Origin of the sequence: Pseudomonas sp. PS02288 (assembly GCF_029959715.1) — a bacterium.
Lineage (GTDB): Bacteria > Pseudomonadota > Gammaproteobacteria > Pseudomonadales > Pseudomonadaceae > Pseudomonas_O > Pseudomonas_O kuykendallii.
Window position 1 is genome coordinate 1 of sequence record NZ_JASCPA010000030.1, and the last position, 26,439, is coordinate 26,439.

25 protein-coding genes are annotated in these 26,439 nt (G+C 65.5%); 12 read left to right on the forward strand and 13 right to left on the reverse strand.

Features of this window, described 5'->3' with window-relative positions:
* Positions 1-147 precede the first annotated feature (147 nt).
* The 3 genes from QMX85_RS13150 to QMX85_RS13160 are packed head-to-tail and all read left to right on the forward strand — an operon-like array spanning position 148 to position 2,530.
* Complete coding sequence (locus QMX85_RS13150) at positions 148-1,542, forward strand: ethanolamine ammonia-lyase subunit EutB (protein WP_282341548.1); 1,395 nt, start codon at positions 148-150, stop codon at positions 1,540-1,542.
* Positions 1,542-2,306: an ethanolamine ammonia-lyase subunit EutC gene (gene eutC, locus QMX85_RS13155; RefSeq protein ID WP_090231233.1), complete on the forward strand. Its 765-nt coding sequence runs from the start codon at positions 1,542-1,544 to the stop codon at positions 2,304-2,306. Before QMX85_RS13150 ends, eutC begins: the two co-directional genes overlap by 1 nt.
* A gap of 56 nt (positions 2,307-2,362) precedes the next feature.
* Positions 2,363-2,530, forward strand: a complete 168-nt coding sequence (locus tag QMX85_RS13160; protein ID WP_090231234.1) for a DUF2897 family protein — start codon at positions 2,363-2,365, stop codon at positions 2,528-2,530.
* Between the two features lie 103 nt (positions 2,531-2,633).
* On the opposite strand, the gene QMX85_RS13165 is transcribed toward QMX85_RS13160, so the two are convergent.
* Positions 2,634-3,422, reverse strand: a complete 789-nt coding sequence (locus tag QMX85_RS13165; RefSeq protein WP_282341551.1) for a transporter substrate-binding domain-containing protein — start codon at positions 3,420-3,422, stop codon at positions 2,634-2,636.
* A 64-nt stretch (positions 3,423-3,486) separates the two neighbouring features.
* Complete coding sequence (locus tag QMX85_RS13170; RefSeq protein ID WP_217632902.1) at positions 3,487-4,110, reverse strand: TetR/AcrR family transcriptional regulator; 624 nt, start codon at positions 4,108-4,110, stop codon at positions 3,487-3,489.
* Positions 4,111-4,310: 200 nt separating this feature from the next.
* On the opposite strand from QMX85_RS13170, the gene QMX85_RS13175 reads away from it, so the two are divergent.
* From QMX85_RS13175 to QMX85_RS13205, 7 genes are all read left to right on the forward strand, one after another.
* Positions 4,311-6,116 carry an acyclic terpene utilization AtuA family protein gene (locus QMX85_RS13175; RefSeq protein WP_282341555.1) on the forward strand — a complete coding sequence of 602 codons (1,806 nt, stop codon included), beginning with the start codon at positions 4,311-4,313 and terminating at the stop codon, positions 6,114-6,116.
* A gap of 108 nt (positions 6,117-6,224) precedes the next feature.
* Positions 6,225-7,091: an SDR family oxidoreductase gene (locus tag QMX85_RS13180; RefSeq protein WP_282341557.1), complete on the forward strand. Its 867-nt coding sequence runs from the start codon at positions 6,225-6,227 to the stop codon at positions 7,089-7,091.
* Between the two features lie 4 nt (positions 7,092-7,095).
* A complete protein-coding gene (gene atuC, locus QMX85_RS13185) occupies positions 7,096-8,712 on the forward strand; it encodes a geranyl-CoA carboxylase subunit beta (protein ID WP_282341559.1) in 1,617 nt (538 codons plus the stop codon).
* A gap of 141 nt (positions 8,713-8,853) precedes the next feature.
* On the forward strand, positions 8,854-10,011 hold the full coding sequence (gene atuD, locus QMX85_RS13190) for a citronellyl-CoA dehydrogenase (protein WP_282341632.1): 1,158 nt from the start codon (positions 8,854-8,856) through the stop codon (positions 10,009-10,011).
* 193 nt (positions 10,012-10,204) lie between these two features.
* Positions 10,205-10,999 carry an enoyl-CoA hydratase-related protein gene (locus QMX85_RS13195; protein ID WP_282341561.1) on the forward strand — a complete coding sequence of 265 codons (795 nt, stop codon included), beginning with the start codon at positions 10,205-10,207 and terminating at the stop codon, positions 10,997-10,999.
* A 281-nt stretch (positions 11,000-11,280) separates the two neighbouring features.
* On the forward strand, positions 11,281-13,260 hold the full coding sequence (locus QMX85_RS13200) for an acetyl/propionyl/methylcrotonyl-CoA carboxylase subunit alpha (RefSeq protein ID WP_282341564.1): 1,980 nt from the start codon (positions 11,281-11,283) through the stop codon (positions 13,258-13,260).
* Between the two features lie 37 nt (positions 13,261-13,297).
* Positions 13,298-14,122, forward strand: a complete 825-nt coding sequence (locus QMX85_RS13205) for an NAD(P)-dependent oxidoreductase (RefSeq protein ID WP_282341566.1) — start codon at positions 13,298-13,300, stop codon at positions 14,120-14,122.
* A 35-nt stretch (positions 14,123-14,157) separates the two neighbouring features.
* On the opposite strand, the gene QMX85_RS13210 is transcribed toward QMX85_RS13205, so the two are convergent.
* The 7 genes from QMX85_RS13210 to QMX85_RS13240 form a co-directional block, all read right to left on the reverse strand.
* Complete coding sequence (locus QMX85_RS13210) at positions 14,158-14,670, reverse strand: hypothetical protein (protein WP_282341568.1); 513 nt, start codon at positions 14,668-14,670, stop codon at positions 14,158-14,160.
* A 68-nt stretch (positions 14,671-14,738) separates the two neighbouring features.
* Positions 14,739-16,178: a PLP-dependent aminotransferase family protein gene (locus QMX85_RS13215; RefSeq protein WP_090231243.1), complete on the reverse strand. Its 1,440-nt coding sequence runs from the start codon at positions 16,176-16,178 to the stop codon at positions 14,739-14,741.
* Between the two features lie 164 nt (positions 16,179-16,342).
* The gene (locus QMX85_RS13220) at positions 16,343-17,149 is read right to left on the reverse strand and encodes an OmpA family protein (RefSeq protein ID WP_282341571.1); all 807 of its coding nucleotides are present in this window, start codon (positions 17,147-17,149) and stop codon (positions 16,343-16,345) included.
* A complete protein-coding gene (locus QMX85_RS13225; RefSeq protein ID WP_282341573.1) occupies positions 17,146-17,499 on the reverse strand; it encodes a DUF4398 domain-containing protein in 354 nt (117 codons plus the stop codon). The genes QMX85_RS13220 and QMX85_RS13225 overlap by 4 nt, the downstream gene beginning before the upstream one ends.
* 9 nt (positions 17,500-17,508) lie before the next feature.
* Positions 17,509-18,267 (reverse strand): transporter substrate-binding domain-containing protein, encoded by a 759-nt coding sequence (locus tag QMX85_RS13230; protein WP_282341575.1) that lies wholly within the window; start codon positions 18,265-18,267, stop codon positions 17,509-17,511.
* A 260-nt stretch (positions 18,268-18,527) separates the two neighbouring features.
* Positions 18,528-19,472, reverse strand: a complete 945-nt coding sequence (locus tag QMX85_RS13235; RefSeq protein WP_282341577.1) for an FAD-binding protein — start codon at positions 19,470-19,472, stop codon at positions 18,528-18,530.
* The gene (locus QMX85_RS13240; protein WP_282341579.1) at positions 19,473-20,222 is read right to left on the reverse strand and encodes an electron transfer flavoprotein subunit beta/FixA family protein; all 750 of its coding nucleotides are present in this window, start codon (positions 20,220-20,222) and stop codon (positions 19,473-19,475) included.
* Positions 20,223-20,537: 315 nt separating this feature from the next.
* On the opposite strand from QMX85_RS13240, the gene QMX85_RS13245 reads away from it, so the two are divergent.
* Positions 20,538-22,190, forward strand: a complete 1,653-nt coding sequence (locus tag QMX85_RS13245; RefSeq protein WP_282341581.1) for an electron transfer flavoprotein-ubiquinone oxidoreductase — start codon at positions 20,538-20,540, stop codon at positions 22,188-22,190.
* Positions 22,191-22,244: 54 nt separating this feature from the next.
* On the opposite strand, the gene QMX85_RS13250 is transcribed toward QMX85_RS13245, so the two are convergent.
* From QMX85_RS13250 to QMX85_RS13260, 3 genes are all read right to left on the reverse strand, one after another.
* Positions 22,245-22,814 carry a DUF1285 domain-containing protein gene (locus QMX85_RS13250; protein ID WP_282341634.1) on the reverse strand — a complete coding sequence of 190 codons (570 nt, stop codon included), beginning with the start codon at positions 22,812-22,814 and terminating at the stop codon, positions 22,245-22,247.
* A gap of 2 nt (positions 22,815-22,816) precedes the next feature.
* On the reverse strand, positions 22,817-23,422 hold the full coding sequence (locus tag QMX85_RS13255; RefSeq protein WP_282341583.1) for a DUF4823 domain-containing protein: 606 nt from the start codon (positions 23,420-23,422) through the stop codon (positions 22,817-22,819).
* Positions 23,423-23,567: 145 nt separating this feature from the next.
* Positions 23,568-24,206, reverse strand: coding sequence for a TetR/AcrR family transcriptional regulator (locus QMX85_RS13260; RefSeq protein WP_090231251.1), 639 nt, complete (start codon positions 24,204-24,206; stop codon positions 23,568-23,570).
* A gap of 71 nt (positions 24,207-24,277) precedes the next feature.
* On the opposite strand from QMX85_RS13260, the gene QMX85_RS13265 reads away from it, so the two are divergent.
* Complete coding sequence (locus QMX85_RS13265) at positions 24,278-25,411, forward strand: aminotransferase class V-fold PLP-dependent enzyme (protein ID WP_282341586.1); 1,134 nt, start codon at positions 24,278-24,280, stop codon at positions 25,409-25,411.
* Between the two features lie 213 nt (positions 25,412-25,624).
* Here the strand turns inward: QMX85_RS13265 and QMX85_RS13270 are convergent, their stop codons facing one another.
* Complete coding sequence (locus QMX85_RS13270) at positions 25,625-26,404, reverse strand: TatD family hydrolase (protein WP_282341588.1); 780 nt, start codon at positions 26,402-26,404, stop codon at positions 25,625-25,627.
* Between the last annotated feature and the right edge of the window lie 35 nt (positions 26,405-26,439).

Here is a 26,439-nt window from a genome sequence, read left to right on the forward strand (position 1 = left end):
CGAGGTGCTGTTGACCGGGGGGGCCGCCTGACGTTTCGTGACGCCGGAGGGCCGACGCCGGACGCTTGCGCCCGGCGTCGTCGTTTCCGAGCCCGCCGTCGCGCACCGGACACCGACGCGCCGCGGCCCGCCCCACGGAGCCCCGCCATGCCTTACAGCACATCCGTCGGCAGCCAGTCCTACCGCTTCGCCGACCTCAAGACCCTGCTGGCCAAGGCCAGCCCCGCGCGCTCCGGCGATTATCTGGCCGGCCTCGCCGCCGCGACCTACGAAGAACGCATGGCGGCGAAGATCGCTCTCGCCGACGTGCCGCTCAAACGCTTTCTCGAGGAAGCGCTGATTCCCTACGAAGCCGACGAAGTCACCCGTCTGATCATTGACGGCCACGACCTCGCGGCGTTCGCCCCGATCTCCCACCTCACCGTCGGCGACCTGCGCGACTGGCTGCTGCTCGATTCCACCGACAGCGCCACGCTGAGCGCCGTGGCGCCAGGCATCACGCCGGAAATGGCGGCAGCGGTGAGCAAGCTGATGCGCAATCAGGACCTGATCCTGGCGGCGAAGAAGTGCCGCGTGGTGACCCGCTTCCGCAACACCATCGGCCTGCCCGGCCACCTCTCCGTGCGCTTGCAGCCCAACCATCCCACCGATGACGTGCGCGGCATCGCGGCGAGCATGCTCGACGGCCTGCTCTACGGCTCGGGCGACGCGGTGGTCGGCATCAACCCGGCGAGCGACTCGCTGCCGACCCTGATGCGCCTTTGGCAGATGCTCGATGAGGTCCGCCAGCACTTCGACATTCCGATGCAGAGCTGCGTGCTCACCCACGTCACCACGCAGATCCAGGCCATCGAGGCCGGCGCGCCACTGGACCTGATGTTCCAGTCGATCGCCGGCACCGAGAAGACCAACTCCAGTTTCGGCATCAACCTGGCGATCCTGCGAGAGGCGCACGACGCCGCGCAGAGCCTCGGCCGCGGCACCGTCGGCGACAACCTGATGTACTTCGAGACCGGCCAGGGCTCGGCGCTTTCCGCGGGCGGCCACCACGGCGTCGACCAGCAGACCTGCGAGGCGCGCGCCTATGCCGTGGCCCGCGAGTTCAAGCCGCTGCTGACCAACACCGTGGTCGGCTTCATCGGGCCGGAGTACCTCTACGACGGCAAGCAGATCATCCGCGCCGGGCTGGAAGACCATTTCTGCGCCAAGCTCCTTGGCGTGCCGATGGGCTGCGACGTCTGCTACACCAACCACGCCGAAGCCGATCAGGACGACATGGACACCCTGATGACCCTGCTCGGCGCCGCCGGCATCACCTTCATCATGGGCATCCCCGGCGCCGACGACATCATGCTCAATTACCAGAGCACCTCGTTCCACGACGCGCTCTACCTGCGCAGCGTGCTCGACCTGAAACGCGCACCGGAATTCGATGCCTGGCTGACGCGCATGGCGATCACCGAGGCCTCCGGGCAGCTGCGCGAGATCGGTCGCGGCCACCACCTGCTCAAGCAACTGCCCTTCCTTTCCGGAGCCGCCTGATGAGCGACCTGACCCTGACGCAAGGCAACCCCTGGGACGAACTGCGCGCGCACACCTCGGCGCGCATCGCCCTCGGCCGGGTCGGCTCCAGCCTGCCGACCAGCGAGGTACTCAAGTTCGGCCTGGCGCACGCCCAGGCGCGCGACGCGGTGCACCGGCCGCTGGATTTCGACGCCCTCGGCGACGAACTCCAGGCCGCCGGTTTCCGCACCCTGCGGGTGAAGAGCGACGCCGAGGACCGGCATGTCTACCTGCTGCGCCCGGACCGCGGTCGCAGCCTCGACGAAGCGTGCCGCGAGCGCCTGCGCGAGGAGGCACCGGCACCGGAACTGGCCGTGGTGATCGCCGACGGGCTGTCCTCGATCGCCGTGCAGAACCACGCATTGCCGCTGCTGCGCCTGTTCCGCGAACGCTTCGAGGCCGACTGGGCGAACACGCCGGTGGTGCTGGCCGAACAGGGACGTGTGGCGATCGGCGACGGCATCGGCGAGGCGCTGCGGGCCAGGCTGGTGATCGTGATGATCGGCGAACGCCCCGGTCTGACCTCGCCGGACAGCCTCGGGCTGTACGTCAGCTACGCGCCGAAGGTCGGCCTGATGGACAGCGAGCGCAACTGCATCTCCAACGTGCGCCCGGAAGGACTGCCCTATGGCGTAGCCGCCCACAAGCTCGACCACCTGGTGCGCGGCGCGCTGCGCCTGCAGCTCTCCGGCGTGGCGCTGAAGGACGACAGCACGCTGCATGACGTACTGCCTGCGAACTGACAGGCTGTTCCGCGCGTCCTAAGGTAAGGACACCCAAAGACAAGAAGGAGATTCCAATGCCCTGGTATGCCTGGCTGATTCTACTGGTCGCCATCGGCTCCATCGTCGGCGGCCTGATGATGTTGCGCGACACGGCGAAGGAAGTGCCGCTGTCCAAGGAACAACTCGACCGCGTCCACCAACGCAACGCCGAAGCGGACGCCCAGGACGCAGACGACCGCTGACCACCCTTCCGTCCAATCCACGGCTTCACCCACGCCAGCGGCATGGCGCAGGGTGGGCGAAGCCCGCCTCCTTCCTCGTGATCACACCGGCTCGGGCCCAGCGCTAATGCTCGGCGTCGTCCTGCGCGGGCGCGGCGTCGAAGTGATAGCGCTCCACCAGCGCGGCATAGCGACCGTCGCGCCGCAGCGCTTCGAGGATCGCCGAGAGGCGCTCGGCGTCGATCGGCCCGTTCGGGCGAATCAGCGCCAGCGGGCGAAACGCCTGGTCCACGCGCGTGGAAACCAGTAACCGCTCACGCAGCTCGGGGCGCGCGTCGAAGTGCAAGCGCAAGTAGGACTTGGCCATCACCGTGAGGTCGATGCGCTGGCGCAGGAGCATTTCCAGGTTGGTCTCGTGGGAGCGGCTGACGACGACGTCGAAGCGCTGGTGCAGGCGCTCGCTGTCGCTCTCGAAATCGGCGAAGGCATAGTGATAGCCGATGTGCAGACCCAGGCGCTTGTCTTCCAGCGTGGCGAAGTAGCTCTGGTCGCGGCCAGGCAGCGCGCGGGCGACGAAGACTTCCGAGTCGTCGATACCCAGGTCGAGGGTCTGCGTCGGGATGTCCTGCCAGCCCCACTGCCGCGACTCGAACAGCACCAGGTCGATACGACCGCGGGTGAAGTCGCGGTAGCGTCGCCCCGTGGAGGTCAACGTGATCTCGAAGCGGTAGTCGTCCTGCACCGCGTTCATCGCCTCCAGCAGCTCCGGCAGCAAGCCCCTCGGCTCACCCTGCGCCGGCATCGTCACATAGGGCGGATACTCGGTCGCGCCGACCACCACGCGCTGCGCGGCAAGCAGCGACTGGGCGAGCAGACAGCAGAGCAGAAAGAGGATTTTGCTAGGCGCGAACACGAAGGGTTCCCCGATGACGAGTGCGGCGCCCCGCGGATTCGGGGCTACTCGTTATCGGCCGGTTTCAGCGTTCCTTGATGACCAGTGACAGCGCCTGCTCGGCCAGTTGATCGAGGCTCATCGGACCCTCGGGGCGGAACCAGGTGTTCGTCCAGCTCAGCGCGCCGGTCAGGAAGCGCCGCAGGATGAAGCTGTCGCCGCTGAAATAGCCCGCCGCGCGGGCCTCGTCGAGCACGTCGAGCCAGAGCTGCTCGTAGGTATCGCGCAGGCCGAGGATGTAGCGCTGGCTGTCCTCGGACAGCGACCGCCATTCGTAGACGAGCACCGCCATCGCCTCGCCGGTGCCGCCCATGATCGATTGCAGCTCGCAGCGGATCAGCGCCAGCACCCGCCCGCGCAGGTCCTCGGCCTGCGCCAGCGCGGCGTGCATCAGCGCGGTGTTGTAGCGGATGGTTTCCTCCATCACCGAACGAAGGATTTCATCCTTGCTCTTGAAGTGATGAAAGATGCTGCCGGACTGAATGCCCACCGCGCTGGCCAGGTCGCGCACCGTGGTGCGCTCGTAGCCCTTGCTGCGGAACAGGTGCGCCGCCGTTTGCAGCAACTTGCCGCGGGCGCTTTCAGGATCGGTGATCTGTCCGCTGGCGAGCAATTCCGCCATCACTGCCTGGGCCTGCCGATCGTCCACGCTGAATTCCCCGATTACTGGATGATGCGCCATCGGCAAAACCGTCCGATATACGCAAGTCGTTGTGTATGCGAAGGAATTTATGCTGCGCGGAGTCGCCAAGCAAGCGCTTGGGCAAGAAAAGCACCGCGGAGGGGTTTCAAACCAAGCGCTTGCTTGGTAGGCTCGACTGCACTCGAATCCCGCTGCAGGAATTCTCCATGTCAAAGACCGTTCGCATCGGCTGCGCCTCCGCCTTCTGGGGCGATACGTCCACGGCAGCCGCACAACTGGTCCAGGGTGCGCAACTGGACTACCTGGTGTTCGACTACCTCGCGGAGATCACCCTGTCGATCATGGCCGGCGCGCGCATGAAGAACCCCGAAGCCGGCTACGCCACGGACTTCGTCGAGGTACTCGCGCCGCTGCTGGAAGATATTTCCAGCAAGCGCATCCGCGTGATCAGCAACGCCGGTGGGGTCAATCCGCAGGCCTGCGCCCGGGCCCTCGCCAGCGCCTGTGCCCAAGCCGGCGTGGACCTGAAGATCGCCGTCCTGCACGGCGACGACCTGCAGCCGAGCTTCGCCGAGCTGCGCAAGGCCGGCATCCAGGAGATGTTCAGCGGCGACCCGCTGCCGCCGATGTGCGTGTCGATCAATGCCTACCTCGGCGCACCGGGCATCGTCGCGGCGCTGCAACAGGGCGCGGACATCGTCATCACCGGCCGGGTGGTCGACAGCGCTGTGGTCAGCGCCGCACTGGTGCATGAGTTCGGCTGGGCCTGGGACGACTATGACCGGCTGGCCCAGGCCGCGCTGGCCGGGCACATCATCGAGTGCGGCGCGCAGTGTACCGGCGGCAACTTCACCGACTGGGAACGCGTGCCGGACTACGAGCACATCGGCTTCCCCATCGTCGAGGTCGCCGCCGACGGCCGCTTCGTGGTCGGCAAACCGCCGGGAAGCGGCGGTCTGGTCAGCCCGTTCAGCGTCGGCGAGCAACTGCTCTACGAGATCGGCGACCCGCGCGCCTACCTGCTGCCGGACGTGGTCTGCGACTTCACCCGCGTGACGCTCGAGCAGGTCGGCGAAAACCGCGTCGCCGTGCAGGGCGCCCGTGGCCTTGCGCCCACCGAACGCTACAAAGTCAGCGCCACCTGGCCGGACGGTTTCCGCTGCGTCGCCAGTTTCCTGATCGCCGGGATCGACGCGGTGCGCAAGGCGGAACGGGTCAGCCGGGCGATCGTCGCACGCTGCGAGGAAATGTTCGCCCAGCGCCACTGGGCGCCTTTCGCCCAGGTCGACATCGAGCTGCTCGGCGCCGAAGCCACCTACGGCGCGCGGGCCGAACGCCGCGACGCCCGCGAGGTGGTGGTGAAAATCGGCGTGCGCCATCCGCGGAAGGAAGCCCTGCTGCTGTTCTCCCGCGAGATCGCCCAGGCGGCGACCGGCATGGCGCCGGGATTGACCGGCATCGTCGGCGGCCGGCCGACGGTGTACCCGGTGATCCGCCTGTTCTCCTTCCTGATCGACAAGGACGCCTGCACGCTGAGCGTCGAGCTGAACGGCGAACGCCTGCCCGTCGCCCTGCCGCCCCGCCCGGCGCTGGATACCCGGGAACTGCCCGAGGACCTGCAACCGCCGCGCCCCGAGGGCGAAGCGGACACCAGCGTGCCGCTGATCCGCCTCGCCGTGGCCCGTTCCGGCGACAAGGGCGACCACGCCAACATCGGTGTGATGGCGCGCCGCCCCGAGTACCTGCCGTGGATCGCCGAAGCGCTGACCTGCGATGCCGTGGTGGAGTGGATGCGCCACGTGCTCGACCCGGTCACCGGGCGCGTCGCCCGCTGGTACCTGCCCGGCACGCACAGCCTGAATTTCCTGCTGGAGAACGCCCTGGGCGGGGGCGGCGTGGCCAGCCTGCGCATCGACCCGCAAGGCAAGGCATTCGCCCAGCAGTTGCTGGAGTTTCCGGTGCCGGTGCCTCGTGCGCTGGCGCAGACGCTGCCGGTGGACCAAGAGGTGTAGCCGGGCGAATCAGTGGGTGGAAAACGCTTCGCGGTCGTCCACCCTACGCGACAGACAGGGCACCACCTTGACAGGGTGGTGCCCGATACGAGCCGAAGGACAACAACAATGACATACGACTCGATCTTCAAACCCAGCCTGTTCAGCGGCCGAACCGCGCTGGTCACCGGCGGCGGCAGCGGCATCGGCCGTTGCACCGCGCACGAACTGGCGGCCCTGGGCGCCCACGTGGTGCTGGTCGGGCGCAAGCAGGACAAGCTGGAAAGCACCGCCGGCGAGATCGTCGAGGACGGCGGCAGCGTCGCCTGGCGGGTCTGCGACATCCGCGAGGAAGACGCGGTGAAGACCATGGTCTCGGCGGTGATCGCCGAACACGGGCCGATCCATCACCTGGTCAACAACGCCGGCGGCCAGTACCCCGCCCCGCTCGCCTCGATCAACCAGAAGGGCTTCGAGACCGTGGTGCGCACCAACCTGGTGGGCGGTTTCCTGGTCGCCCGCGAAGTCTTCAACCAGAGCATGAGCCGGACCGGCGGCAGCATCGTCAACATGCTCGCGGACATGTGGGGCGGCATGCCCGGCATGGGCCACTCCGGCGCGGCGCGGGCGGGCATGGAGAACTTCACCAAGACCGCCGCCGTCGAGTGGGGTCATGCCGGGGTGCGGGTGAATGCCGTGGCGCCGGGGTGGATCGCCTCCAGCGGCATGGACACCTACCCGGAGGCGATGAAGAAGATGATCCGCTCGCTCAAGGATCACGTGCCGCTGCAACGCATCGGCAGCGAGTCGGAAGTCTCCGCCGCCATCGTCTTCCTGCTGTCTCCGGCGGCGGCCTTCATCAGCGGCAACAGCATCCGCATCGACGGCGCGGCCAGCCTCGGCAGCCGGGCCTGGACGCTTGGCGCCGCGAAGCACGCCGAGGGCTACAACGGTTTCCACCGCGCCTACCTGCCGGACGTGCTGAAAGGAGAATGACGCGATGCCGGTGATCCAGTCCGAACTCGATGTACACGGCGACACCTTCGCCGCCAACCGCGACGCCATGCTGGCGGCCCTCGAAGGCTTTCGCAGCGTCGAACGGCAATGCCTGGAAAAGGCCGCCCAGGCCAAGGAAAAGTTCGACCGCCGCGGCCAGCTGCTGCCGCGCGAACGGCTCGACCTGCTGCTGGATGCCGGCAGCCCGTTCCTCGAACTCTGCGCGCTGGCCGGCTACAGGCTGCACGACGACAAGGACGGCACCCAGGCCGGCGGCGGGATCATCTCCGGCATCGGCTATATCGCCGGGGTGCGCTGCCTGATCAACGCCAGCAACAGTGCGATCAAGGGTGGCACCATCTCGCCCAGCGGGCTGAAAAAGACCCTGCGCCTGCAGCAGATCGCCATGGAGAACAAGTTGCCGCTGGTGACCCTGGCCGAGAGCGGCGGCGCCAACCTCAACTACGCGGCGGAAATCTTCGTCGAGGGCGCGCGAGGCTTCGCCAACCAGGCGCGGATTTCCGCCATGGGTCTGCCGCAAATCACCGTGGTGCACGGTTCGTCCACCGCCGGGGGCGCCTACCAGCCGGGGCTCTCGGACTACGTGGTGGTGGTCCGCGGCAAGGCCAAGATGTTCCTCGCCGGCCCGCCGCTGCTCAAGGCCGCCACCGGCGAGATCGCCAGCGACGAGGAACTGGGTGGCGCGCTGATGCACGCCCAGGTCGCCGGCACCGCCGAGTACCTGGCGGAAAACGACGCCGACGGCGTGCGCATCGCCCGCGAGATCATCGCCATGCTGCCGTGGAACGCGCAGTTGCCGGCCCGCGAGCGGCCGACGCATCCGCAGCCGCTGTACCCGGCCGAGGAACTGCTCGGCGTGGTTCCGGCCGACCCCAGGAAGCCCTACGACGTGCGCGAGATCATCGCGCGGATCGCCGACGGCTCCGAGTTTCTCGCCTTCAAGCAGGAGTTCGACGCGCAGACCGTGTGCGGCCACCTGCGCATCGAGGGCCAGCCGTGCGGGCTGATCGGCAACAACGGCCCGATCACCCCGCAGGGCGCGGCCAAGGCAGCGCAGTTCATCCAGCTCTGCGAACAGAGCAACACCCCGCTGCTGTTCCTGCACAACACCACCGGCTTCATGGTAGGCACCGAGTCCGAGCGCCAGGGCGTGATCAAGCACGGCTCGAAGATGATCCAGGCCGTAGCCAACGCCACGGTGCCCAAGCTGACGCTGGTCGTCGGCGGCTCCTACGGCGCCGGCAACTACGCGATGTGCGGCCGCGGCCTCGACCCGCGCTTCATCTTCGCCTGGCCGAACAGCCGTACCGCGGTGATGGGCGGCGCGCAGGCCGGCAAGGTGCTGCGTATCGTCACCGAGGAAAAGCACGCCAAGGACGGCAAGGTCGCCGACCCGAAGATGCTCGACATGCTGGAAAGCGTCACCGCGCAGAAACTCGACAGCCAGTCCACCGCGCTCTACGGCACCGCCAACCTGTGGGACGACGGACTGATCGACCCGCGCGACACGCGGACGCTGTTGGGCTATCTGCTGGACATCTGCGCCGAGGCGGAACGGCGGCCGTTGAAGAAGAGCAGCTTCGGCGTGGCGCGTTTCTGACCCCAATACGTGAATCGGTGCGCATAGCGCACCCTACGGAGAACTGCGCAGGAACCGAACGTAGGGTGCGCCGTGCGCACCAACCAAGTCTCGGTGCACACAGCCCAGGCGGCCCGCACCCCCTACTGGAGAACAACAACAATGATCTTCACCCAGGAACACGAGGAGCTGCGCCGCACAGTGCGCAATTTCGTCGACAAGGAAATCAACCCGCACGTCGACGCGTGGGAGAAGGACGGCCGCTTCCCGATCCACGACATCTTCAAGAAGGCCGGCGAACTGGGCCTGCTGGGCATCTCCAAGCCGGAGAAATTCGGCGGCATGGGCCTGGACTACAGCTACTCGATCGTCGCCGCCGAAGAGTTCGGCACCGTCCATTGCGGCGGCATCCCGATGTCCATCGGCGTGCAGACCGACATGTGTACCCCGGCCCTGGCGCGCTTCGGCTCCGACGAGCTGCGCGAGGAGTTCCTGCGCCCGGCCATCAGCGGCGAAATGGTCGGCTGCATCGGCGTATCCGAAGTCGGCGCCGGCTCCGACGTCGCGGGCCTGAAGACCACCGCGCGCAAGGACGGCGACGACTACCTGATCAACGGCAGCAAGATGTGGATCACCAACTCGCCGTCGGCCGATTTCATCTGCCTGCTGGCCAACACCAGCGACGACAAGCCGCACGTCAACAAGTCGCTGATCGTGGTGCCAATGAAGACGCCCGGCATCAGCGTCAGCCCGCACCTGGACAAGCTCGGCATGCGCAGCTCGGAGACCGCCCAGGTGTTCTTCGACAACGTGCGCGTGCCGCAGCGCAACCGCATCGGCCACGAAGGCGCGGGCTTCATGATGCAGATGCTGCAGTTCCAGGAAGAGCGGCTGTTCGGCGCCGCCAACATGATCAAGGGCCTCGAGCACTGCGTCGACGCCACCATCGATTACTGCAAGCAGCGCCACACCTTCGGCCTGCCGCTGATCGACAACCAGGTCATCCACTTCCGCATGGCCGAACTGCAGACCGAGATCGAGGCGCTGCGCGCGCTGGTCTACCAGGCCACCGAGATGTACGTGAAGGGCCGCGACGTGACCAAGCTGGCATCCATGGCCAAGCTCAAGGCCGGCCGCCTCGGCCGTGAGGTCACCGACGCCTGCCTGCAGTACTGGGGCGGCATGGGCTACATGTGGGAGAACCCGGTGGCGCGCGCCTACCGCGACGTGCGGCTGGTCTCCATCGGCGGCGGCGCCGACGAAATCATGCTCGGCATCATCTGCAAGCTGATGGGCATCCTGCCGGGGAAGAAAAAATAGTCGGGAACGATTTTTTAACGTCGCGCAGCGACGGCCCGAAGGATGGCCGCCAGGGGCGGCAGGCCATGAAGAAAGGCTGAGCGTCGTGGACATCGCGTTCCACGTCCACCACCACGGTGGATCGATAAGGCGCGATCCACCCGACGCGCTGTAGCGGTCTGCACCGCGAAACACTGGAGTCGAAGGTATTCCCATGAGTGACCTGCCCCACTGCGAAACCCTGCTGCTGAAGCTCGAGGCTGGTGTGCTGCACGTCACCCTCGACCGCCCGGACAGCCGCAACGCCATGAGCCTGGCCATGGTCGGGGAGCTACGCGCCGCACTCGCCGCCGTGAACCAGGACCGCAACGTGCGCGCCCTGGTGCTGCGCGGCGCGGGCGGGCACTTCTGCGCGGGCGGCGACATCAAGGACATGGCCGGGGCGCGGGCCAGGGGCGGCGACGCCTACCGCGAACTGAACCGCGCGTTCGGCACCCTGCTGGAAGAGGCGCAACAGGCCCCGCAGGTGCTGATCGCCGTTCTCGAAGGCGCGGTGCTGGGTGGCGGCTTCGGCCTGGCCTGCGTGTCCGACATCGCCATCGCCTCGACGACGGCCAGGTTCGGCCTGCCGGAAACCAGCCTGGGCATCGTTCCGGCGCAGATCGCGCCCTTCGTGGTGAAACGCATCGGCCTGACCCAGGCGCGACGCCTCGCGCTGAGCGCCGCGCGTTTCGACGGCGCGGAGGCGCTGCGTCTGGGCCTGGTGCATTTCAGCGAGCCTGACGCGGAGCTGGAGCAGCGTCTGCAGCAGGTGCTCGAACAGGTGCGCCAATGTGCGCCGGGCGCCAACGCAGCGACCAAGGCGCTGCTACTGGCCAGCGAAGACGAACCACTGGACGCCCTGCTCGACCGCGCCGCCGGCCTGTTCGCCGACGCGGTGGCGGGCAGCGAGGGCGTGGAAGGCACGATGGCTTTCGTGCAGAAACGCACGCCGAAGTGGGCCCAGTAGTGGCTCTCCCGTCTCCCGCTTGCGGGAGAGGTTGGCGGAGAGGGAACGAACAGGCCCTAGCATTTGTAGGGTGGATGTCGCTCTTCACATCCACCGGAACACCGCCCGGTGGATCGATAAAGCGCGATCCACCCTACGCAAACCACAGTGGTTTGAACGGCAGATCGTAGGGTGGATGTCGCTCTTCACATCCACCAGAACACCGCACGGTGGATCGATGAAGCGCGATCCACCCCACGCAAACCCGAGTCGGCTTCGAACGGCAGGAGTAGGACAACAACATGGCTGCATTCGACAAGATCCTCATCGCCAATCGTGGCGAGATCGCCTGCCGGGTCATGCGCACCGCGCACGAGCTGGGCTATCGCACGGTTGCCGTGTACTCCGAAGCCGATTCCGGCGCGCGCCATGTGCAACTGGCCGACGAGGCCGTGTGCATCGGCCCGGCGCAGGTCAACCAGTCGTACCTGGTGATCGAAAACATCATCGCGGCGGCACAGAAAACCGGCGCAGACGCCATCCATCCGGGCTACGGCTTCCTCTCCGAGAATGCCGACTTCGCCCGCGCCTGCGAAGCGGCGGGCATCGTCTTCATCGGCCCGGGCATCGAGGCGATCCACCTGATGGGCAGCAAGCGCCTGTCGAAGATCGCCATGCTCGAAGCCGGCGTGCCCTGCATTCCGGGTTACGAAGGCGCCGACCAGGACGAGACGAGCCTGGCCGAACAGGCCGCACGCATCGGCTACCCGCTGATGATCAAGGCCAGCGCTGGTGGTGGCGGCCGGGGCATGCGCCTGGTGCAGGACAGCGGCGAGCTGATCGCCGGGTTGCGCACCGCACGCTCGGAGGCGCAGAACGCGTTCGGCAACGGCGAACTGATCCTCGAACGCGCGCTGGTCCAGCCGCGCCACGTGGAGATTCAGGTTTTCGGCGATCGACACGGCAACGTCGTGCACCTCGGCGAGCGCGACTGCTCGGTGCAGCGTCGTCACCAGAAGGTCGTCGAGGAATCGCCCTGCCCGGTGATGACACCCGCGCTGCGCCAGGCGATGGGCGATGCGGCGGTCAAGGCCGCGGCGTCGGTCAGCTACGTCGGCGCCGGTACCGTGGAGTTTCTCCTGGACGCAAACGGCGAATTCTTCTTCCTGGAGATGAACACGCGGCTGCAGGTCGAGCACCCGGTCACCGAACTGGTCACCGGCCAGGACCTGGTGGCCTGGCAGATCAAGGTCGCCGAGGGCCAGCCGCTGCCGCTGCGCCAGGAGCAGATCCAGCTCAGCGGCCACGCCATGGAGGTACGCCTGTACGCCGAGGACCCGGCGCACGGTTTCCTGCCGCAGACCGGCGAGGTGCTGCGCTGGGAGCCGGCCGAGCGGGAAGGCATCCGCATCGACCACGGCCTGCGCGAAGGCCAGCGCATCAGCCCGTTCTACGACCCGATGCTGGCCAAGGTGATCGCCTACGGCGCGACCCGCGACGAGGCGCGGCGCAAGCTGATCCGCGCGGTCGAGGACTGCGTGCTACTCGGGGTGAACGGCAACCAGCGCTTCCTCGCCAACCTGCTCAGGCACCCGCAGTTCGCCGCCGGACGCGCCAGCACCGCCTTCATCGCCGAGCATTTCGCCGACGATGCCAGCCTGTTTCCGCAGCGTGCTGCTGCCGGCGAGCTGGCCTGCGCCGCCGCCCTGCTCTACCAGTCCCACGCGCAGGCGAACCGCCAGCGCGCGGGCTGGCGCAATGCGGCGCAGGCGACGGCGTGCTTCCAGCTCGGACAGGCCGAGCAGCGTTATCGGGTGGAGCTGCGGGTGATCGAACCCGGCGCACAGCCGCAGCTCCTCGCGCAGGTTGGCGACGCGCGCATCGCGCTGCGTCTGCTCGATGGCGACGGGCGCTGGGCGACCCTGGAAATCGATGGAGTCCGCCGGCGCCAGGCCTACCACCTGGCCGGCGACAAACTCTGGCTGTACGGCGCATTCGGCAATCTGGAACTGGTCGACCTGACCCAGGCCGCGGCCGACCCTTCGCAGGCGGAAGGCTCGACCACGCTCAAGGCGCCCATGGACGGCGCCATCGTCGAGGTCCTGGTAAGCGAGGGCGAGCGCGTCGCCAAGGGGCAACTGCTCGTCGTGCTGGAGGCCATGAAGATGGAGCACTCGCTAAAGGCCGGCCTCGACGGCATCGTCGTCCGGGTCCAGGCGAACAAGGGCGAGCAGGTGAAGAATCGCCAGATGCTGGTGGAGATCGAACCATCCGAAGCCTGACAAGGGTTTGCATAACAACAATGAGCGGAGAGCAACCATGTCCCTGTACGGCAAAACGCTATTCATCACGGGAGCCAGCCGCGGCATCGGCCGGGAGATCGCCCTGCGCGCGGCCCGTGACGGCGCCAACATCGTCGTCGCGGCGAAGAGCGCCGAGCCCCACGCCAAGCTGCCCGGCACCATCTTCAGCGTCGCCGAGGAAGTGGAGGAAGCCGGCGGCAGGGCCATGCCGCTGCAACTCGACGTGCGTGACGAGAACGCGGTGTCAGCCGCCATGGCCCAGGCGGCCGAACACTTCGGCGGGCTGGATGCGCTGATCAACAATGCCGGCGCGATCAAGCTGCTCGGCGTCGAGAAGCTCGAGCCCAAACGCTTCGACCTGATGTTCCAGATAAACACCCGCGCGGTGATGGTCTGCAGCCAGGCGGCGCTGCCCTACCTGAAGCAAAGCGCCAACGGGCACATCCTCAGCCTCTGCCCCCCGCTGAACCTGGCGGGCAAGTGGTTCGCCCAGCACGGCCCCTACACGGTGAGCAAGTACGGCATGAGCATGCTCAGCCTGGGGATGCACGAGGAGTTCGGCCGCTATGGCATCAGCGTCAACGCGCTCTGGCCGAAAACGATGATCGCCACCGCGGCGATCGAGTTCGAGCTGGGCAGCCGCGACGCCTTCCGGCGCGCCCGAACGCCGGCGATCATGGCCGACGCCGCCCACGCCATCCTCTGCACGGAAGGCCGGCAGCTCAGCGGGCGTTTGCTGATCGACGAGGAGATTCTGCGTGAACAGGGGCAGAGCGAATTCGAGCAGTACCGCTTCGACCCCGAAGGCGGCAGCCTGATAAGCGATCTGTTTCTCGACTGATCGCAAGGCAGAACGGTCGGGGTGACGCGGCCGACTTACTGGCGGAAATGGAACTGCAGCTCGGCGCCCTCGATACCGCTGTTGCGCTCCAGCTCATTGGAGATGACCCGCCCGCTGAGCTGGAACGGCTGCTGCACGTTCTCCTTCTCGGCGAACATCGGCGGCAGCAGGCCACTCTCCGACTTGGCGGTGGCCTTCTGCTTGGCTTCGGGCTCGAGGCTTTCCACCAGTTCGCGGGGCAGGCTCAGGTCCAGCTTGGGTTTGGCCAGCGTGACGTCCTCGACGGGCGTCTCCGCGGGCGTGCCCTTCGCCTTGCCTTTGGATTTGACCACCGGCGCGGCCGGTGCAGGTGCCTGCGGCGCCGGCTTGGCGGCGGAGCTGTCGGCCACCACGGGCTTAGTCGCCACCGGCGGCGGCAATTCCTTGCGCGGCGCGGCAGGTTCAACCTGGGTGACGGGCTTAGGCCTGGCGGGCTCGTTCGGCGGCCCGGGCGGCGTGTCGCCGCTGTCGCAGGCAGTGAGCAGAAGCGCTAGGCAAAGGGTGGTCATTCGCGAAATCATGGCATCTATTCTACAGCGCTGAGGCCAGCCCAACGGTTGACCCGATGGGCGATTTCCTACAGCAGGCTCACGGCATCCTGGCACAGCTGAGTCGCTAGCAGGCCCAAGGTTATGAACGCCCGCTCGGCCTCGCGGTTCCACGGAATTCCGCAGTTCAGACGGACGCAATGGTTGAATTGCTCGGTGTTGCTGAAGATCAACCCGGGCGCGATGCTGATGCCCTGCTGCAACGCCCTGACCTGCAGCTCCTTGGTGTTCACCCGCGCCGGCAGACTGACCCAGAGGATGAAGCCCCCGTTGGGCCGGGTGATCTGCGTACCCTCCGGGAAATGCTGCTGCACCGCGAGCTGGAACGCACTGAGGTTCTTTCGGTACTCCTGGCGTATGTAACGCAGATGACGGTCATAGCCGCCGTTTTCAAGGTAGGCGGCGACCGCCATCTGCGTGACGCTGCAGGCCGAATGGGTGGTGAACGTCTGCAGCCGCTGGATATCGTTCTGGTATTTGCCGGCGACGATCCAGCCGATTCGCACGCCCGGCGACAGGGTCTTGGAAAAGCTCGAACAGTAGATCACCCGCCCGTGCCGGTCATGGGCCTTGAGTGCCTTCACCCCGCCCTGCTCGAACATCAGCTCGCCGTAGATATCGTCTTCGATGATTTGGATATCGAACTCGTTGGCCAAGCGCAGCAGTTGCTTCTGGCGGTCCTCCGGAATCGTTCCGCCCAGCGGATTGCTCAACCGCGCGGTCAGCACCAGCGCCTTGATCGGCCATTGGTTGGCAGCGAGTTGCAACGCCTCGAGGCTGATCCCGGTGGTCGGATCGCTGGGGATCTCGATGACCTTGAGGCCGAGCAGGTCGGCCAGTTGCAGCAGACCGTAATAGGTCGGCGACTCGGTAGCGATCAAGTCGCCCGGCTGGGTCAGCACGCGCAGCGACATCTGCAGGGCATCGACGCAGCCGTGGGTGATCACCACTTCCGACGGGTCGACCACCACGCCGGCATCGCGCATGCGAATCGCCACCTGCCGGCGCAGCGGCTCGAAGCCCGGGCTGAACATGTAGCTGAATGCCCGCGGGCTCTGGAACCGGGTGACCTTGGCCAACTGCTGGTGCAACGCGCGCACGGGCAGGTAATCCACGTGCGGCACCGCCGCTCCGAATGGAAACACGCCTTCGCGGCGCGACTCGGTGAGTACCTGGTTGATGATGCTCGCCCGCGTGACCAGCCCGGGCAACTCGACGCGGGCGATGTCCGGCGTCGGCGCGGTCAACGCCGGCGTCTGGTGCACGTAGTACCCGGACTGCGGACGCGCGCGGATCAGTCCCTGGTCTTCCAAATTGGCATAGGCCTGCAGGACCGTCGCGTGGCTGACGCTGAGCTGCGAACTCATCTTGCGCACCGAGGGCACACGCTCGCCTGGCTGGTAGACACCACGGCGGATGTCCTCGGCCAGTTGCTGGGCGATGCGCTGGTAAAGCAGGAGGTTGGTCATGGCGGCGGTCCGTAGCGTGCGTAACAGTGTCGTGATAGTCCGATGTGCACCGGCACAGTTACCTCATTCTGCTGTCCGTTTCACAATTGCGCCAGCCCGCTGGTTCGTTCGCGCATAAAAAACCCGGCGCTCGAGACGAACACCGGGTTGGGTTCCGCGGCCCGTCAGCGTTCGTCGCTGAGGTGCCCCTGCTCGTCGGAAAAGACGATCTCCACACGGCGGTTCTGCGCGCGGCCGATGGAGGACGCATTCTCCGCGACCGGATACGCTTCGCCGAGCGCCTGCACCCGCATGCGCTTGGCGTCCACGCCGAGGTCTTCGAGCATGTCGGCCACCGACTGGGCCCGCGCGCGGGAAAGCTCCAGGTTCATCTTGGCGTCACCGCGGGCATCGCTATAGCCCTCGATGCGCACGATCCGACGCGGGTTGAGTTGCAGGAACTGCGCGAGCTTGAGCACGGTGCGGTTGGCCGAAGCCTTCAGCTCGGAATGGCCGGTGTCGAACAGCACGTCGCCCAGCGTCATCACCAGCCCACGGTCGGTGTTGCTGGTCAGTACGCTGGCCATCTGCGCATCGAGCAGTGCACCCTGCTGCTGCACGCTGAGCAACTTGGCCTCGCGCAGCGTCAGTTGCAGGCGTCGACGCTCGAGCTCCAGGGCGGCCAGGCGCTCGTTATTCTGGGTCAGTTTGCCGTGCTCGGTGGCGATCGCGCTGTAGCGCTGGCTCAGGTAGGCGAAGTGAACGACATCGTCGTCGCTCCCCGAATAGCTGGACAACCGGTCGGCACGCGCCAGCGACTCGCCTGCGCGAATCACATCCTTGGGCGCCGCGTGCAACACCTCGGCATTGTCCTTCACCGCATCGAACGCGGCATGCGCCTGCTCCAGGGCCTGCTGGGCTTGTGGCGAAGTGGCGCAACCGGCAAGGGCAAGAAGGCAGACGCCTCCCGCCGCGGCGAGAAAACGGCTCATTGCTGCTCTCCCAGTTGCTTGCGCAGGCGGTTCAATTTGCCGTGCAGGTCGGCCAACTGAGCCTCGCTCTTGCTGGTCAGTACCAGCGCCTCGGCAAGCCGTGCGTCCAGTTCGGCCTGCTCGGCCAGAACTCGCGCACGCTTGTAGTCCTGGTCGGCGATGGCGCCCTGGGCGGCGGCCAGCTTGGTCTCGGCAAGCACCAGCTCGTCCATCTGTTCGACGGCACCAACGGCCTTGGCCTGGGCCACGGCCTGTTCGGTCAGGCGAATCTGTTCGGCGGGGATGGGATCGGTGGCGCAACCGGCGAGAAACATGAACGCCACGCCGGCGGCGAATAAACGATTACTCAAAACGGATTCCTATGGAGTCGATTCACTGGCCGTCTGGGCGTTTTCCTGCTCCCAGCGCTCGAGATTGCTCTGCAGCAGAGTCTGCGGCAGACCGGCAGCGCTCAATTCTGTCATTTTCTTCGCCAGTTGTCCGCGCAACCAGGGCTCGTTGCAGGCCGAGTCGTGGGACAGCGTGAGAAACAGCCCCTCGCTGGAAACCGGTGGAGAGAGCACTTCGAGCTGGTCGGCGATGTTCATCTTGCGCGCCAGCGCGAGCCCCGGGTACTGCTCGTAGATCACGTAATCGCTGCGCTCGAGCAGCAGCATCTGGAAGGCCTGGTTCAGGCTCGGCACCGTTTCCAGCTGCAGGTTTTCCTGGGAGAAGGTATCGAATGCCTGGCCGAAGCTGTTGTTCACCAGGGTTCGCCCGCTGTGGCCACGCAGGTCGTCCCAGGCGCTGTAGGGGAACGTCTCGCCCTGACGAATCCACACCACGCTGGGGGTCTCGTAAATGGCCGGATGGATGTAGTCCATGGTGTCCAGCCGCGCCGAAGTCAGGAAGGCCCCCGCGAGAAGATCGACGCGCCCGGTACGCACTTCATCCTGAGCACGTGACCAGGGGCCGGTGTAGATCACGTCGATCGTGACCCCGAGTTCCTTGCCAATGTGCTTGAGCAGATCGGCGTTGGCACCGACCAATTGTTTGGGGTTCTTCGGGTCGCGCCACAGGTAAGGCGGATATTCGGGGTTGCCGGTAGCGACCAGACGCTCGCATTTGCCGGCGGCCATGAGCCAATTTGGAACAAGAGCGAATCCCAACAGCAACGATGTAAACCAGGCGTATCTGCCCATGCTGGATCTCGGCCGATAGTCAAAAACGGTCTTTCGTAGCAGGACGCCCTACCGCCTGTCCGCCGCTACGCTATCCGTCCTTGTACAAAATCCACGGCCCCGTGAACAGGAAATAATGACAATTCGGTGATCTGGGCACATTCCGCGCCCACAAAAAAGCCCGCTCGAGAGCGGGCTTTTTCAGGTCGGGCGTCGGATCAGAGCTGCTTTTCCAGCTCCGGCACGGCCTCGAACAGATCCGCCACCAGGCCGTAATCGGCCACCTGGAAGATGGGTGCTTCTTCATCCTTGTTGATCGCGACGATCACCTTGGAGTCCTTCATGCCGGCCAGGTGCTGGATCGCACCGGAGATACCGACGGCGATGTACAGCTGCGGCGCGACGATTTTGCCGGTCTGGCCGACCTGCATGTCGTTCGGCACGAAGCCGGCATCGACCGCGGCGCGCGATGCACCCACGGCGGCGCCGAGCTTGTCGGCCAGCGAGTACAGGTGGCTGAAGTTGTCGCCGTTCTGCATGCCGCGACCGCCGGATACGACGATCTTCGCGGCCGTCAGCTCAGGACGGTCGGATTTGGCGAGTTCCTCACCGACGAAGGACGAAATGCCTGCATCGTGGGCAGCACCGACAGCCTCGACGCTGGCCGAACCGCCTTCTGCGGCGACAGCGTCGAAACCGGTGGCACGTACCGTGATGACCTTCACCGAGGCGCTCGATTGCACGGTGGCGATGGCGTTGCCGGCATAGATCGGGCGCTTGAAGGTGTCGGCCGACTCGACCGAGACGATCTCGGAGATCTGGTCGACATCCAGCTTGGCGGCGACGCGCGGCATGATGTTCTTGCCGTTGGCGGTGGCCGCGCTGAGCACGTGGCTGTAGCCACTCGCCAGCTCGACGACCAGCGGGGCGACGTTTTCCGGCAGTTGATGCGCATAGGCCGCGTTGTCGGCAACCAGCACCTTGCTCACACCGGCGATCTTTGCGGCGGCAGCGGCCACATCGGCAACGGCCTGGCCGGCGACCAGTACGTGGATATCGCCACCGATCTTGGCGGCGGCGGCAACGGTATTCAGGGTCGAGGGCGCAACGGCGGTGTTGGCCTGCCCGACGGTGACGTAGTCAGCGATTACCAGGATCGTCATTTAGATTACCTTCGCTTCGTTCTTCAGTTTTTCGACCAGTTCAGCCACCGACTTGACCTTGATACCGGCGCTGCGTACGGCCGGAGCTTCGACTTTCAGGGTCTTGTTGGTGGAAACCACGGATACACCCAGCGCATCGGGCGTCAGGGTTTCCAGTGGCTTCTTCTTGGCCTTCATGATGTTCGGCAACGAGGCGTAACGCGGCTCGTTGAGGCGCAGGTCGGTGGTGACGATCGCCGGCAGGTTCAGCGCGACGGTCTGCAGGCCGTCGTCGATCTCGCGGGTGACGTGGACCTTGTCGCCGGAAACTTCGACCTTGGAGGCGAAGGTGCCCTGACCGTAGCCGGTCAGCGCCGCCAGCATCTGGCCGGTCTGGTTGTTGTCGCTGTCGATCGCCTGCTTGCCGAGGATCACCAGTTGAGGCTGCTCCTTGTCGACCACGGCCTTGAGCAGCTTGGCTACGCCCAGCGAGGTCAGTTCTTCGCTCGACTCGACCAGCACGGCGCGGTCGGCACCCAGTGCCAGCGCGGTGCGCAACTGTTCCTGTGCGGCGCTCGGGCCGATGCTGACGACCACGATCTCGGTGGCCACGCCCTTCTCCTTCAGGCGAACCGCTTCTTCCACGGCAATTTCGCAGAAGGGGTTCATCGACATCTTCACGTTCGCAAGGTCAACGCCGGAGTTGTCCGCTTTGACGCGAACCTTGACGTTGTAGTCAACCACTCGTTTGACAGCTACAAGAACCTTCATGGATTCCTCGTTGTTCTCCGGTGAAAAAGAAACCCGTCAGACAGGCCTGATGGGCATTGCATGTCGGCCGGGACCGACCGTCGAACTGTACGTTAAGCGCAAAATGGCTCGTATCTTGACCGTATCGCCCAATCGGGTCAATACGAGGAAAAGATCCCAAAACAGCCGCCAAAGCCGATTCTATCAGGCTTTGCGCAGATTCAAACAAACGTTTGTATTGGACCCGCGCGAGGGTGTGGATATAATGCGCGCAGCTCTGGTCAGGGAAAGACCGGCACCATCATAAAACCGAAGAGCCTTGATTAGGAGATAGCTGTGGAACGCGAATACATGGAATTCGACGTCGTCATCGTAGGCGCCGGCCCTGCTGGTCTGTCCGCCGCCTGTCGATTGAAGCAAAAGGCCGCCGAAGCGGGCCAGGAAATCAGCGTCTGCGTGGTCGAGAAAGGTTCCGAGGTCGGCGCCCACATTCTATCTGGCGCCGTGTTCGAGCCGCGCGCCCTGAACGAACTCTTTCCCGACTGGAAAGCGCTCGGCGCCCCGCTCAACACGCCGGTGAAGCGCGACGACATCTATCTGCTGAATAGCGCAGACAAAGCCACCAAGGTCCCGAACTTCTTCGTGCCCAAGCCGATGCACAACGAAGGCAACTACATCATTTCCCTCGGCAACCTGTGCCGCTGGCTGGCCCAGCAGGCGGAGAACCTCGGCGTCGAAATCTATCCGGGCTTCGCCGCACAGGAAGCGCTGATCGACGAGAGCGGCATCGTCCGCGGCATCGTCACCGGCGATCTCGGCGTCGATCGCGAAGGCCACCCGAAAGAAGGCGTGTTCACGCCTGGTATGGAGCTGCGCGGCAAGTACACGCTGTTCGCCGAGGGCTGCCGCGGACATATCGGCAAACAGCTGGGCAAGCGCTACAACCTGGCCAAGGATGCCGACCCGCAGCACTACGGCATCGGCATCAAGGAACTCTGGGAAATCGACCCGGCCAAGCACGAGCAAGGCCTGGTGGTACACACCTCCGGCTGGCCGCTGAACAAGGAAAACCCGGGCGGTTCGTTCCTCTATCACCTGGAGAACAACCAGGTCGTCGTCGGGCTGATCGTCGACCTCGCCTACAGCAACCCGCACCTGTCGCCGTTCGACGAGTTCCAGCGCTACAAGCACCACCCGGTGATCAAGCAGTACCTGGAAGGCGGCAAGCGCATTTCCTACGGCGCACGCGCGCTGGTCAAGGGCGGCTACAACTCGCTGCCGAAGATGGTCTTCCCGGGCGGCGCGCTGATCGGCTGCGACCTCGGCACACTCAACGCGGCCAAGATCAAGGGCAGCCACACCGCGATGAAGTCCGGCATGCTCGCCGCCGAAGCCATCGCCGAGGCGCTGGCCGCTGGTCGCGAGGCCGATGAACTGAACAACTACGTGGACGGTTTCAAGGCCAGCTGGCTGCATGACGAGCTGTACCAGACCCGCAACTTCGGCCCGGCGATGCACAAGTTCGGCCCGCTGCTCGGCCCGGCGTTCAGCTTCGTCGAGTACAACCTGCTCGGTGGCAAGTTGCCGTTGACCCTGCACGACACGCGCATGGATCACACCTGCCTGAAGAAAGCCGCGGAAGCCGAGAAGACCAGCTACCCGAAACCGGACGGCAAGATCAGCTTCGACAAGCTCTCGTCGGTGTTCCTCTCCAGCACCAACCACGAAGAGGATCAGCCGATCCACCTGAAACTGACCGATCCGAGCATTCCGATCGGCCAGAACCTCCCGCTGTACGACGAACCGGCCCAACGTTACTGCCCGGCAGGCGTCTATGAGGTGGTGACTCAGGAAGATGGCGAGAAGCGCTTCCAGATCAACGCGCAGAACTGCGTCCACTGCAAGACCTGCGATATCAAGGACCCGGCGCAGAACATCACCTGGGTCGCCCCGGAAGGCACCGGCGGGCCGAACTACCCCAACATGTGAGTAATGAAAAAGGCCCCTCGGGCCTTTTTTGTGGGGTGCGGAAAAGCGCGGGCATCAAGCCGGCAGCGGTCCGATGGGGAAGAAAACGCCGCTGCTCCAGACACCCAGCCAGCACTCGCCATCCTGATCGCGCGGCACCGCCAGCTCGACCATCTGGTAGAAGACATTGCGGTGAATCAGCGCATCGAGGTTGCCGCGCACCCGCAGATAAGGCGCAGGTTCCGCGGTGTCCTTGTCGAGCATCACCCGGATCGGATGCTCTTCACCGGCCACGATTTCATCATCGACATTGCTCATGAAGCGCAATACCTGGCGCTCGCCCTCGCCTTCCACCTGCAACGTCAGCGCCACGAACGGCGCGTCGTCCACCCTGATGCCGACCTTTTCCACGGGCGTGATCAGAAAATAATCGTCGCCATCGCGCCGGATGATGGTGGAGAAGAGCTTGACCATTGGCTTTCGCCCGATCGGCGTTCCCAGGTAGTACCAGGTGCCGTCCCGGGCGATGCGCATGTCGATGTCGCCGCAGAAGTCGGGGTTCCACAAGTGCACGGGCGGCAGGCCTTTCTTTTCCCCCTTGGGGATCTGCGCCAGAAGATCGTTGGCCTTACCTGATTCGCTCATGTTCACCTCGTGTTCAAGCCCAGCAGACGCTGGGCGTAGTCGCGCAGTGGCGGTGCCAGCAAATCCTCCGGGCGTTGATCGTAGAACGTCAGAAATCCGCCCCGGTTGCGGATGCGTGCAGTGTCCACGAGGAAATTGGTGCTGGTTTCTACCAGTATCAGCTGGATCACGCCGCGGTCGATGCCCAGGCGGTCCAGCGCTTCCTGGTCCTCCCACTCTTCCACCGTGCCTATGCGGTCGTCGGCGCTGGCGAAGCGGGCGTACAGCAGGTAGTGCGCGCCGAAGCTGCGCGCCTCGGCCATCGCCTCGTCCAGCCCGAGCGGACCACGTGCGCGTCGAACCATCGGAAAATATTCGACGAAACCGTTGAAGGCTTCCTCCGCGACGACATTGGGTCGCGGGTAGGCGCTACCGGGCGGAATAAAATGCCCCTGGGCGATGTAGATGAAGGAGTCGGGCTGCAGGCGCCGGTTATTGGCTCGCTCGGTGGCACTGTGATCGAGAATGCCGGCGTCGGCCAACTGATAGCGGGTGCCTTCGGCCATGTCGCTGACCTTCATGCAGCCACTCAGGCAAAGCAGCACCAACCACGGAATCATGCGTCGCATCGAATCTTCTCCTGGCGCCGGCGACGGGAAACCGGCGGATGGACGGTCAATGCAGCTTCCGCGCCATCACTACAACGGACCGAACATGCGGGGAGAAATTCAGCGGGCGAGTGGCCGCGCCACCCGCAGGAACCGCCCGCAGCCCTCAGGCAGCGGGCGTATCGCCGTCGCGCTTGCGCTTGTTGCCCATGCGCACGCCGATGTCCATGAGGAACTGGAAGAAGCCTTCCTGATCCTCCAGCACATTGCTCCAGAACGGCGAGTGGTAGAGCGCGACGGCGCCGTGCACCAGCGCCCATGCGGCGCAATAGTGGAAGTACGGCGGCACGTTCTCCAGCTTGCCCTCGGCGATACGGCCTTCGATCAGGCGGGTCAGACGCTGGAAGTTCGAGGCTCGAATCTTGTGCAGCTCCTCGATCATTTCTGGCACCTGGTTGCCCTTGACGACCTTCTCCTCGAGCCGGTCGAACAGCCGGTAGCGCTGCGGATCGCGCATGCGGAACTCGAAGTAGGCGCGCGACAGCGCTTCCTTGTCGTTGTCGAGTTTGTCCGAGTGGAACAGCTCGTTGAGGTCGCGCTCATAGTCGAGCATCAGGCGCAGGTAAATCTCCGCCTTCGACTTGAAGTGCTTGTAGATCGTGCCTTTGCCGATACCGACTGCGTCGGCGATCATCTCGACAGTGACGCTGTCTTCACCTTGCTCGAGGAACAGCTTGAGCGCGGTGTCGAGGATCTCCTGCTCACGGCGGCGGAATTCTCGGACCTTACGGGGTTCTTTCTGCATAGGAAGACTAAGGTGAAAATCGAAGCGGGATATTATGCCCAACCGGCCGCAAATTGCACGGAACATCCATCATGTATGCCTTTCAAGACGAGTTCCCGCAGGCTTCCGGCCTGCGTTATCTGAATCACGCCGCCGTCGCCCCCTGGCCAAAACGCGCGAGCATGGCGATAAGCGCCTTCGCCGAAGAGAACGCCACGCACGGTGCCCGTGACTACCCGCAATGGCTGGACGTGGAACACCGCCTGCGCGAACGCCTGCGACGCCTGCTCAACGCGCCCGGCATCGCGGATATCGCGCTGGTGAAGAACACTTCCGAGGCGCTGTCCTTCGTGGCCTTCGGCCTCGACTGGCGCAGCGGCGATCAGGTGATCATCAGCGACGAGGAATTCCCATCCAACCGTGTCGTCTGGGAAGCGCTCAAGCCGCAGGGTGTCGAGGTGATCCAGGTCAGACTGGCCGGCAAGGACCCCGAAGCCGCGCTGCTCGCCGCCTGCGGACCACGAACGCGACTGATGGCCATCAGCGCGGTGCAATACGCCAGCGGACTGCGCCTGGACCTGCCGCGTCTGGGCCAGGGCTGCCAGCAGAACGGCGTGCTCCTGTGCATCGACGCCATCCAGCAACTGGGCGCCCTGCCCTTCGATGTCCAGGCCAGCCACTGCGCCTTCGCCATGGCTGACGGACACAAGTGGATGCTCGGCCCGGAAGGCCTCGGCGTGTTCTATTGCCGCCGCGATCTGCGCGACCAGCTGAAGCTGCACGAATACGGCTGGCACATGCTGGAGCACGCCGGCGACTATGACCGCGCCGACTGGGAACCAGCACGCAGCGCTCGCCGCTTCGAATGCGGCAGCCCGAACATGCTCGGCGCCATGGGCCTGGAAGCCAGCCTGTCGCTGCTCGAAGAAATCGGCATGGAGGCGGTGGGCAAGGCGCTGGAAGAGCGGGTGCAATGGCTGCAGGAAGGGCTGCAGGCAATTCCCGGCGTCCGTCTGCACAGCCCGCTGAACCCGGCCCGCCGCGCCGGAATCCTGACCTTCAGCCTGAACGGCTGCGACAACGCCGCCCTGTTTGCCCATCTGAAGGCTCATCAGGTCGTCTGCGCCCAGCGAGGCGCCGGCATTCGCTTGTCGCCGCACTTCTACACCGAAACGCGGGTAATCGAGGAGACCCTGAACGTGCTGCGTCAGAAGGTAGAGGGGTGAGTGCTCAGCAAACGCAGCGGTATTCCAAATCTGTTTAAAAAACGACCAGCATTCGCTGGACGCCACGCCGGCCTGGTCAATAATCCAATCACCGGATGCAGCGTTTTCCCCCGAACGCCGCACGGGCAGGCGCCGTGGACCGCGCGTCCTGATGCAACTCCTAAATGGTCTTGACCCGGATTCACCCCCAGAACCCGGGTTTTTTTTGCCTGCTCAGAACCGCGCGAGCGGGAACAGCCGCTTAAAGTTGGCCGTGGTCTGCTCGGCCAGCGTGTCGAAGCCGACCCCGCGCAGCTCGGCGAGGAACTCCGCCACTTCACGTACGTATTGCGGCAGGTTGGGCTTGCCGCGATGGGGGATCGGTGCGAGGTAAGGCGAATCGGTTTCCACCAGCAGGCGATCTGCCGGCACCTGCCGCGCCACTTCGCGCAGTGCATCGGCGTTGCGGAAGGTGACGATGCCCGACAGCGAGATGTAGAACCCGATATCCAGCGCCGCCTTGGCCATTTCCCAGTCCTCGGTGAAGCAGTGCAGCACGCCGGCCTGGGGCAGCGCTGCCTCGCGCAGCAGCGAGAGGGTGTCAGCCCGCGCTTCGCGGGTATGCACGATGACCGGCTTGCCGGTGATCTGCGCCGCGTGCAGGTGCAGCCGGAATGCCTGCCGCTGCAGCTCGGCCGCCTCCGGTTCGTAGTGGTAGTCCAGGCCGGTCTCGCCGATGGCAGCGACGCGCGGATGCTCGAGTTCGGCCAGCAGCCAGTCGAGAGCCGGCGCGGCGCCGGGCTGGATGTCCAGCGGATGCACACCGACCGAACAGTGCACATCGGCATAACGCTCGGCCAGCGCCTTCACGGCCGCGGCGTTGTCCGCGCTCACACCGATGCAGAGGAAATGTCCGACGCCGCGCGCGCGCGCCGCCTCCAGCGCGGCATCGAGAGAGCCGCCGTGGGCAGCCAGGTCGAGGCGGTCGAGGTGGCAATGGGAGTCGACGAGCATGGCAAATCTACGAGGATGAGGAAGGTATGGCGGGC